The sequence below is a fragment of the Streptomyces sp. P5F9 genome (genome assembly GCF_057961495.1).
The window spans coordinates 1-8,119 of the sequence record NZ_JBXVPZ010000433.1; the positions used below are offsets into that span (position 1 = coordinate 1).

At 71.0% G+C, this 8,119-nt stretch carries 8 protein-coding genes; 4 read left to right on the forward strand and 4 right to left on the reverse strand.

All coding sequences use genetic code 11. The features are described from left to right. The 3 genes from AC31A1_RS41455 to AC31A1_RS41465 all read left to right on the forward strand — a co-directional run. Window positions 1-681: SDR family oxidoreductase (locus AC31A1_RS41455; protein ID WP_489658253.1), on the forward strand; the 681-nt coding region annotated here is incomplete at its 5' end. Continuing rightward, window positions 678-2,360: a class I adenylate-forming enzyme family protein gene (locus AC31A1_RS41460; protein WP_489658254.1), complete on the forward strand. Its 1,683-nt coding sequence runs from the start codon at window positions 678-680 to the stop codon at window positions 2,358-2,360. The genes AC31A1_RS41455 and AC31A1_RS41460, both read left to right, overlap by 4 nt. A 26-nt stretch (window positions 2,361-2,386) precedes the next feature. Continuing rightward, window positions 2,387-2,980 carry a TetR/AcrR family transcriptional regulator gene (locus AC31A1_RS41465; RefSeq protein ID WP_033283667.1) on the forward strand — a complete coding sequence of 198 codons (594 nt, stop codon included), beginning with the start codon at window positions 2,387-2,389 and terminating at the stop codon, window positions 2,978-2,980. A gap of 7 nt (window positions 2,981-2,987) precedes the next feature. Here the strand turns inward: AC31A1_RS41465 and AC31A1_RS41470 are convergent, their stop codons facing one another. Beyond that, a complete protein-coding gene (locus AC31A1_RS41470; protein WP_489658255.1) occupies window positions 2,988-3,683 on the reverse strand; it encodes a response regulator in 696 nt (231 codons plus the stop codon). Then, entirely contained in the window at window positions 3,683-5,674 is a 1,992-nt protein-coding gene (locus AC31A1_RS41475; protein ID WP_489658256.1) for a sensor histidine kinase, read from the reverse strand. The genes AC31A1_RS41470 and AC31A1_RS41475 overlap by 1 nt, the downstream gene beginning before the upstream one ends. A 198-nt stretch (window positions 5,675-5,872) precedes the next feature. On the opposite strand from AC31A1_RS41475, the gene AC31A1_RS41480 reads away from it, so the two are divergent. Beyond that, the gene (locus AC31A1_RS41480) at window positions 5,873-6,439 is read left to right on the forward strand and encodes an LGFP repeat-containing protein (protein WP_489658257.1); all 567 of its coding nucleotides are present in this window, start codon (window positions 5,873-5,875) and stop codon (window positions 6,437-6,439) included. Window positions 6,440-6,500: 61 nt separating this feature from the next. Here AC31A1_RS41480 and AC31A1_RS41485 read toward each other — a convergent pair whose 3' ends face one another. Both AC31A1_RS41485 and AC31A1_RS41490 read right to left on the reverse strand, forming a co-directional pair. Further along, entirely contained in the window at window positions 6,501-7,724 is a 1,224-nt protein-coding gene (locus AC31A1_RS41485) for an acyl-CoA dehydrogenase family protein (protein WP_489658258.1), read from the reverse strand. Window positions 7,725-7,730: 6 nt separating this feature from the next. Next, window positions 7,731-8,119: phosphotransferase (locus AC31A1_RS41490; RefSeq protein WP_489658259.1), on the reverse strand; the 389-nt coding region annotated here is incomplete at its 5' end.

Below are 8,119 nucleotides of genomic sequence, written 5' to 3' on the forward strand. Positions count from 1 at the left end.
GCCGAAGGGGCCCGGGTCGTGGTGAACGACCTTGATGCCGACCGTGCGAAAGCCGTCGCCGATGAGATCGGGGCGATCGCCGTGCCCGGGGATGCCTCCGCCGTTGTGGGGGAAGCCCGGGACGCGCTTGGTGGGAGCGTCGACATCTACTGCGCCAACGCCGGGGTCGGCTCTTGTGGGTCGGAAGCGGCAGGGGAGGACGTCTGGGCGCTGGCCTGGGACGTGAACGTCATGGCTCATGTGCGGGCCGCCGAGGCGTTGATCCCGGGGTGGCTGGAGCGAGGTGACGGGCGATTCGTGTCCACCGTGTCGGCGGCCGGGCTGCTCACCATGATCGGGGCCGCGCCCTACAGCGTCACCAAGCACGGTGCGTACGCCTTCGCCGAGTGGCTGTCGCTGACGTATCGGCACCGGGGGATCAAGGTCCACGCGATCTGTCCGCAAGGTGTGCGTACTGACATGCTGGCCGCCACCGGCAGCGCGGGTGACCTGGTGCTTCAGCCGACAGCCATTGAGCCCGACGTCGTCGCCGATGCTCTGATGAAGGGGATCGAGGAGGAGCGGTTCCTGATCCTGCCGCATCCTGAGGTCGCGGGTTACTACCAGACCCGGGCCGCGGAACCCGATCGCTGGCTGACCACCATGAACCACATCCAGCAGAAGTGGGAGGCCGGAGAGTGACCGACTCCCTGTATGCCGCCAAGCCCTGGCTGGGGCTGCTCAACGAGGCGCAGAAGGCCCCGATCAGCCCTCCCGACTCCCTGGTGCACGCGTTCCGCGCGGTCACCGCGGAGCACCCGGACCGCAGCGCGCTCGCCTACTTCGACGGGCGGCTCAGCTACCGCGAGGTCGACGAGCTGAGCGACTCCGTCGCCGGGCATCTCGCAGCCCGCGGCCTGGAGCGCGGCGACCGGGTGGCGATCCTGCTGCAGAACTCGCCGCACTTCGTGCTCGCGCTGCTCGGCGCCTGGAAGGCCGGCGCGATCGTCGTCCCCGTCAACCCGATGTACAAGTCGGGGGAGGTCACCCATGTCCTGCGGGACGGCGAGGTGACCGCGCTGATCTGCTCCGACCGCGCCTGGGAGTCGTATCTGCGCGAAACGGTCGCCTCGGTCGCGGAGAGCGGCTCGCCGGTGCCGATCGTGCTCACCGGCTGCGAGTTGGATTTCCAAACCCGCAACGACGCGCGCGTGCTCACCTTCGAGCGGCTCCCGCAGCCGGAGGACGCCGAGGACCTGGTGGCCGTCGCCCGGCAGGGGAACCCGGCGCCCGAGGGCCGTGACCTCGGTCCGTCCGACATCGCGCTCATCAGCTACACCTCGGGTACCAGCGGCGCCCCCAAGGGGGCCACCAATACCCACGGCAACATCATGAGCAACGCGGAACGGCAGCGGACAGGCCTGCGGCTGCCCGAAGCCCCCGTCTACTTCGCGATGGCTCCGCTGTTCCACATCACCGGGATGGTCTGCGAACTCGCCGCGTGCCTCAACAGCGCGGGCCTGCTCGTCCTCGCGTACCGCTTCGAGTCGGGCGTCGTCCTCGACGCGTTCGCCGAACACCGGCCCGCCTACACCGTCGGGCCCTCGACGGCCTTCATGGCGCTGGCCGCGCACCCGGCGGTCACACCCGACCACTTCTCGTCCTTCGTGAACATCTCCTCCGGCGGCGCGCCCCTGCCGCCCGCCCTGGTGGAGAAGTTCCGGGCGGGCTTCGGCCCGTACATCCGCAACGGCTACGGCCTCACCGAGTGCACCGCGCCCTGCGCGTCCGTGCCGCAGGACCTGGAAGCGCCCGTCGACCCGGTCTCCGGGACGCTGGCCGTCGGCGCGCCGGGGCCGAACACCGTCGTACGGATCGTCGACGACCAGGGCGAGGAGGTGCCCTTCGGCGAGCAGGGCGAGATCCTCGTACGCGGGCCGCAGGTCGTGCCCGGGTACTGGCGGCGGCCCGACGCCACCGCCGAGACCTTCCCGGACGGCGAGCTGCGCACCGGTGACATCGGGTTCATGGACCCGCAGGGCTGGCTGTACGTCGTCGACCGCAAGAAGGACATGATCAACGCGTCCGGCTTCAAGGTGTGGCCGCGTGAGGTCGAGGACGTGCTGTACACCCATCCGGCGGTGCGCGAGGCGGCCGTCGTCGGGGTGCCCGACGGGTACCGGGGCGAGACCGTCAAGGCGTACATCAGTCTCCGTCCGGGCGCCGAAACCGACCCCGATGAATTCGCCGTGTACTGCAAGGAGAGACTGGCCGCCTACAAATACCCCCGCCAGGTGGAGATCCTGCCCGACCTGCCGAAGACGGCAAGTGGGAAGATCCTCCGGCGGGAACTGCGTTCCCGGTCGCACGACAGCGAGTGAACAGTCAGAAAAGGCAGGTGGCGGCAGTGCCCAGGACGACCGACGGAGACGGGGCCCCTGTCCCGCAGCGGCTCCTCGCCGCCGCCACCAGGCTGTTCGCCGAGCAGGGCTACGACCGCACCTCGGTGCAGGAGATCGTCGAGGCCGCGGGCGTCACCAAGGGGGCGCTGTACCACTACTTCGGCTCCAAGGACGACCTCCTGCACGAGGTGTACGCGCGCGTGCTGCGCGTCCAGCAGGAACGCCTGGAGGTGTTCGCGACCGCCGACGAGCCGATCGAGAAGCGGCTGCGGGCCGCCGCCGCGGACGTCGTCGTGACGACGATCGACAACCTCGACGACGCGTCGATCTTCTTCCGGTCCATGCACCACCTCAGCCCGGAGAAGAACAAACAGGTGCGCGCCGAGCGCCGGCGCTACCACGAGCGCTTCCGCGGGCTCGTCGAGGAGGGCCAGCGCGCGGGCGTCTTCTCCACGGCGACTCCGGCCGACCTCGTCGTCGACTACCACTTCGGCTCGGTCCACCACCTGTCGACCTGGTACCGCCCAGGCGGCCCCCTCACGCCCCAGGAGGTCGCCGACCACCTGGCGGACCTGCTGATGCGGGCGCTGCGCCCCTGATACGCCCTCACGCGTCCGGTGGGTGGATGAGCCCCGCCTCCCGGGCCCAGGCCGCCGCCTGCGCGCGGTCGGTGACGCCCAGCTTGGCCAGGACCGCGGACATGTGGTTGCTGACCGTCTTCGGGGACAGGCCGAGGTGGGTGGCCACCGTCGAGTTGGGCTTCCCGTCGGCGATCAGGGCGAGTACGTCCCGTTCGCGCGGGGTGAGCGCCGGGCACGGATCGGGGCGGTCCAGGGGTCTGCTGAGGTGGCCGAGCACCCGCCTCGCGACACCGGGGCCGAAGATGGCCTCACCCGCGGCCACCGCCCGGATCGCCCGGACGATCTCGTCCTGGCCCGCGCCCTTGAGGACATAGCCCAGGGCGCCCGCCCGCATCGCTGCGAACACCGAGTCGTCCTCCTCGACCATGGTGAGCATCAGCACGGCGACCAGGGGCGCCACCCGGCCGATCTCCCGGGTCGCCTCGATGCCGTTCAGATCGGGCATCCGGATGTCCATCACCACCACGTGCGGGCGCAGGGTCACCGCCGCCCGTACCGCCTCCCGCCCGCTCGCGGCGACCCCGACGACCCGCACGCGCGGGGTGCCGTCCCGCACGGACTCCAGGAGCGCGGCCAGCCCGGTACGGACCACCGGGTGATCGTCGGCGAGTACGACCCGGAGGGCGTCCCCGCCGTCCTCACCCTCAGGTTGCAGCCCCATCACATCTCTCCCAACGGCAGCGTCGCCACCACCCGCCCCTGACCCGCCACACACCGGCCGCCCAGCTCCGCCGCGCGCTCCTGCATCGACGTGATGCCCACGCCCGGCGTCCACGCGGTCTCCTCGTCCACCGGCGAACCGTCGTCGCACACCTCCAGGCGCAGCCCCTCGCCGATCTCGATGTGCAGGTCCACGTGGGAGGCCCGGGCGTGCCGGGCCGCGTTGGTCAACGCCTCGATCGCGATGCGGTACGCGGCCACCTCGACGGCGGCGGGCAGCGCCGGCAGCCGCTCCGGCGCCCGGACCCGTACGTCGATCGGGGTGCCGTCCGCCCGCCAGGACAGCCGTACCGCACGCTCGCGCAACGCGCCCAACAGCCCCAACTGGTCCAGATCCGGCGGCCGTAGACCATCCACCAGCCGGCGCACCTCCGCGACCGCGCCCCCGACCTCGGACCGCAACTCGGTGAGCAGCGCCGCCGCCCGGTCCGGATCGAAGGTCAGCAGATTGCGTACGGCGTCCGCCTGGAAGGCGGCTCCGGCGAGGGTGGGGCCGAGTCCGTCGTGCAGGTCGCGGCGGATCCGGCGGCGTTCCTCCTCGCGTGCGGCGACGATCCGTTCGCGGGACTGCTGGAGTTGGCGGGTGAGGTCGGTCGCGTGGAGTGCGGCGGCCAGGGGTACGGCGAGGAGTTCCAGGACGGCCAAGTCGGGGGTGGCGGGCTGCTGTTCGCCGGGGCGCAGGCCGATCACCAGCGCGCCGACCGTGCGGCCGTCGTAGTCGAGCGGTATGGCGTGGATGTGTTCCCCCGGCTCGCCCCAACTCCCGTCCGTCACCCCGGACTTCGACTCCACGCACACGTACGGCAGCCGCAGTGCCTCGCCCACCGCCTCCGGGACCGCGCCGACGCCGGTGCCGGCCAGCCGTTCGCCGATGCGGGAGACCGCGCGCACCGGGTCGTGCCGGTCGCCGTACAGGGCGTTGTCGACCATGCGTTGGAGCAGGCGGCGGGCGGGTTCGAAGCCGAGGGCGAGGGTGACGGCGATCAGCGCCGGTCCGAGCAGCGCGGGGTCGGGGTTGAGGAGGGCCTGGACGGAGGTGACGAGACCGACGTAGGTGATGGCCACGCCGACCGTGAGCGCGCCGTAGAGCAGGCTGCGGGAGACGACGAGGCGGATGTCGAGCAACTCCTCGCGGACGACGGCGATCATGATGGCGGTCGGCAGGAACAGGGTGCAGCACGAGGTGTAGACCGCGGGGAAGCCCAGGATCTGCAGGGCCACGCTCAACGCCAGCGGCAGCATCCCGGCGATCAGCCACAGGAGTCGGCGGCGGTCCTGTTCGCCGCCGCGCCGATAGCGGACGGACATGACCGCGAACACGGCGGCCAGCACCAGGCATGCCTTGGCGGTCTCGATGTCGCGCAGGGCGGGCATCCAGCCGTGCGGCACCGGGAGGTACGACGGCTGGGCCGGCGTGCCGCGGTACAGCCCCCAGTCGTCCCGTGCCCAGATGGCGAAGTCGAGCGGGGAGGACAGGAGTTGGGCGACCAGGGCCCAGCGCCAGCGGCGGTCGGGCAGCCGGCCGTCGGGGAACAGGAAGAACACGAGGACGAACGCCGTGGAGCTGCCGACGATCCAGGTGTGGCGGCCGATGGTGGTGAGCGCGTGCAGCAACTCGGGGGACCAGCCCAGCCGTAGCCCCTGCACGGCCAGTCCGATCGACAGACCCGTGAACGCGTGACCCAGCCCGTACGCGATCAGCAGCCAGCCGATGGGATTGCGCGGCCGGTGCAGTGCGATCACCGTGCCGCACACGGGGTAGGCGAGACCGACCGCCATGTCGACGACCATGTCGTAGCGGACCACGTCGGCTGCGGGGACCCCGGCCGCCGCCAACGCGACTGCCCCGACGGCCACTTGGAGTGCCGCCAGCCCCAGCAGCACGTACGCCGTCGCCGTGCGTCGCCGGGTGCGCCCGTCGCGGTCGTCCATGCGTCCCATCGTGGGGGCGCGGAGCCCGGGTGTCCCGGGAACGCGTCCCGGTCCACCCGGGAGAAGTCCCCGGCGTTGCCCGGGGGCTTCCTCTCAACTCCCGGCACCCGTCGACGTGATGCTCGTAGCAGCGGAACGGCGGGCACACCGCCGGGCCGACCGACAGGAACCAACGCAGGAACCAACGGGGGAAACACCATGCTGTCAACGAAGCGGCGCCTGACGGGCGTTGTCCTGGGCTCCCTGCTCGCTCTCGGCGGGACGTCTGTGGTGCCGGCCGCGGCGCAGACACCCGCCCGGGCCGCGTGCTCCATCCCGGTCAACGAGTCCCACATCAACCAGCGTTGGAACGCGCTCGGCGGAGCCAGTGGCTGGCTGGGCTGCCCGACCAGCGGCACCAGGGACGTCTACTTGGGCAACGTGTACGCCGGGAAGCGCCAGTACTTCACCTACGGCACCGCCACCTGGTCACCGCGCCAGGGCTCGAACATGGTCGTCGCCGCGTGGGAGGACCGCGGCTACGCCTACTTCAACTGGGGCACCACGGCCCCGGAGCACCGCTACGACAGGTTCCTGGTCCGCTGGACGAGCGCCTCCGACCCCGGGGGCACCCAGCGGGAGTTCGGCGGCGGGACGGCCGGCCGGATCCGGGTGCTGGAGCGGAACACCGGCGCCTACGTCTTCACCGTCGAGGGCTGCGACATCGGCACCTTCGGCCACACCTGCCGCCAGGGCTGGACGCTGAAGGCGAGCACGCCCAACTGACCACCCACCTCGGGGGAACGGGGCTGGAGGGGTGCGACCACCCTTCCAGCCCCGCGTGGTGCTACAGGTACTTCTTCAACTCCCGGCGCGCCAGCGACCGTTGGTGCACCTCGTCCGGGCCGTCGGCCAGCATCAGGGTGCGGGCGCTGGCGTACAGCTCGGCCAGCGGGAAGTCCTGGCTCACACCGCCCGCGCCGTGCAGCTGGATCGCGCGGTCGAGGATGCCGACGACCGTGCGGGGCGTGGCGATCTTGATGGCCTGGATCTCCGCGTGGGCACCCCTGTTGCCGACCGTGTCCATCATCCAGGCCGTCTTCAGGACCAGCAGCCGCAGTTGCTCGACGGCGACCCGCGCGTCCGCGATCCAGTTGTGGACGACACCCTGTTGGGCCAGTGCCTTGCCGAACGCGACGCGGGAGACGGCGCGTTGGCACATCAGCTCGATCGCCCGCTCGGCCATGCCGATCAGCCGCATGCAGTGGTGGATACGGCCCGGGCCGAGCCGCGCCTGGGCGATGGCGAAGCCGCCGCCCTCCTCGCCGATCAGGTTCGTCGCCGGCACGCGCGCGTGGTCGAAGACGACCTCGGCGTGGCCGCCGTGGGAGTGGTCCTCGTAGCCGAAGACCTGCATCGCGCGCTTGACCGTGACGCCCGGGGTGTCGCGCGGGACCAGGATCATGGACTGCTGGCGGCGGATGTCGGCGCCGTCCGGGTCCGTCTTGCCCATCACGATGAAGATCTTGCAGTCCGGGTTCATCGCCCCGGAGATGTACCACTTGCGGCCCGTGATGACGTAGTCGCCTGTGCCGTCGGAGGCTCGCTCGATGAGGGTGGTGATGTTCGTGGCGTCGGACGAGGCCACCTCTGGCTCCGTCATCGCGAACGCCGAGCGGATCTCACCTGCCAGCAGCGGCTCCAGCCATTGTTTCCTCTGCCGCTCGTCTCCGAACTGGTGGAGGACTTCCATGTTGCCGGTGTCCGGCGCCGCGCAGTTCAGCGCGGTGGGCGCCAAGTGGGGGGAGCGGCCGGTGATTTCGGCGAGGGGTGCGTACTGGAGGTTGGTGAGACCGGCGCCGTACTCGGAGTCCGGGAGGAAGAGGTTCCACAGGCCCTGCCTGCGGGCCTCGGCCTTCAACTCCCCTACGATCGCAGGGGTGTCCCAGGGCGAGGCGAGCTGGGCGCGCTGTTCCTCGGCGACGGGCTCGGCCGGGTAGACGTACTCGTCCATGAAGGCCAGGAGCTTGGCGCGCAGTTCCTCGGTGTGTGCGTCGAACGCGAAGTCCATGCTGGATCAGCCCTCCTGAAGGGTGGTCAGGCCGTGCTCGATGAAGACGGGAACCAGCTCGCCGATGCGGTCGAAGCCGCGGCCGACCGTCTGGCCCAGGGTGTAGCGGTAGTGGATGCCCTCCAGGATCACGGCGAGCTTGAACCACGCGAACGCCGTGTACCAGGAGACCGCCGAGACGTCGCGGCCCGAGCGGGTGGCGTAGCGCTCGATCAGCTCGGCGGGTGTTGGGTGGCCGGGGGCCGAAGCGGTCGTGAAAATGGGGGAGTTGGGGAGGTCCAGCGGGATGCTGTACATCACCAGCAGGCCCAGGTCGGTGAGCGGGTCGCCGAGGGTGGACATCTCCCAGTCGAGGATCGCCTTGATCTTGTCGTCCTCGCCGATCAGCACGTTGT